At 67.3% G+C, this 1,253-nt stretch carries 4 protein-coding genes; all 4 read right to left on the bottom strand.

All coding sequences use genetic code 11. From position 1 onward, the window contains the following. Positions 1-418, bottom strand: a 418-nt coding sequence (locus ABU113_RS17180; RefSeq protein WP_454560672.1) for a DUF6362 family protein, incomplete at its 3' end; no start/stop codon positions are given. Continuing rightward, positions 411-611 (bottom strand): hypothetical protein, encoded by a 201-nt coding sequence (locus tag ABU113_RS17175; RefSeq protein WP_186395545.1) that lies wholly within the window; start codon positions 609-611, stop codon positions 411-413. The genes ABU113_RS17175 and ABU113_RS17180, both read right to left, overlap by 8 nt. After that, positions 608-865 carry a DUF6378 domain-containing protein gene (locus ABU113_RS17170; RefSeq protein WP_454560671.1) on the bottom strand — a complete coding sequence of 86 codons (258 nt, stop codon included), beginning with the start codon at positions 863-865 and terminating at the stop codon, positions 608-610. The genes ABU113_RS17175 and ABU113_RS17170 overlap by 4 nt, the downstream gene beginning before the upstream one ends. Further along, positions 862-1,253, bottom strand: a 392-nt coding sequence (locus tag ABU113_RS17165) for a hypothetical protein (protein WP_454560670.1), incomplete at its 5' end; no start/stop codon positions are given. The genes ABU113_RS17170 and ABU113_RS17165, both read right to left, overlap by 4 nt.

Raw genomic sequence — 1,253 nt, 5'->3', positions numbered from 1 at the left:
CGCGGTCGACGAGGAAAGCGCGCGAGCGCTTCGCCGGCACTTGCTGTCCGTTGAGCTTCCAGGTGATGACGCTGAGGCCGTACTCCCAGCGGCGGCACGCCGTGGCGCGGGAGATCCCGAAGCGCCAGCAGATCGGCTTCCACGGCGTGCCCTCCGCGCGCGCCCAGACAAGCCGGGCATCGTCCGGCTCCAGCCATCTGAGCCAGGGCAGCGTCGCCTCCATCCGGCTGATGGCGTCCGGCAATGGTGGCGGACGTTTCATGCGCGGCAGCTCCTGACCGACGAGATCAGCGAACTCATGCACGATCTTCGGCCATACCGAGAAGTAGCCTTGCACCCGAACCTCGGGCAGGCGCTTCATGACATCGGCAGCTTCGATCAGCCGCTCCTCGACCTGTTCGCAAGTCCATTCAGCCATGCCGATGCTCCGTCGGCTGGCGCCGTCCGCCATAGAGCTTCTCGCCGAGCTGGCGAACGAGTTCTCGCTCGGGCCAGGTGAGGCGCGGATCGGTGGGGCTGACGACGAGTAGGCCCTGCTCGCGCCAGCCCTCCCGCTTGACCTCTTCGGCCGACCGGCGTTCGCCGCCATATCCTTTCGGCAGCCACCTCATCGTCCGACCTCCTGAAGCACCGCTGCATAGCCGGCGATGTCGAGGATCGAATCCTGATGCTTAGGATCGTGCGCGAGCCGCGCCAGCTTCAGATCGATGAGGCAGAGCACGACCTCCGCTGGCGTGATGGGCCGACCGAGCGTGATCGACCAGCGTCTGGCGACCACGGCCATCGCGGCGGCCGGATCGCCATATATCTTGCGGCGCTCGGCGACGACCGACGCGGCATGCCTGAGCATCGTCTCCCCGCTCATCGCACACCTCCATCGGTCTCGATGGCCCAGAGCAGAATGGCGATGGCGTCGGCTTCATTGTCGTCCGCGGGCGAGAAGCCGCGCGCGCGAACGGCAGCCATGACGGCGGCCTTGTCGGCGTTGCCCTTGGCGGCGACGTGCCGCTTGATCGTGCCGACGGGAACGCCCTGATAGGCGATCGCGTGGCTCTCGCACCAAGCGCTCAGCGTCGCCAGAAAGCCGCCATAGAGATGGGCCGCGTCAGTGCCGATATGGCACCGGACCTCCTCGAAATAGATCGCCGCGAGACCGCCGGCGTCGGCAGTGATCTGGTCCAGCCAGCTCCGGAAGCGCAGGTAGCGCATGCCGCCACCGTCATAGCGGCTCGGCCGGAACGAGACCGTGCCGC

Origin of the sequence: Parapedomonas caeni (assembly GCF_041060555.1) — a bacterium.
Classification (GTDB): domain Bacteria; phylum Pseudomonadota; class Alphaproteobacteria; order Sphingomonadales; family Sphingomonadaceae; genus CAUJIW01.
Note: the sequence above shows the minus strand (reverse complement) of the source record. Positions and strands in the feature narration are given on the sequence as shown.

Excerpts from the sequence above, each read along its gene's own strand:
- ABU113_RS17175 (WP_186395545.1), bottom strand. The coding sequence starts at position 611 with ATGAGGTGGCTGCCGAAAGGATATGGCGGCGAACGCCGGTCGGCCGAA.
- ABU113_RS17170 (WP_454560671.1), bottom strand. The coding sequence starts at position 865 with ATGAGCGGGGAGACGATGCTCAGGCATGCCGCGTCGGTCGTCGCCGAG.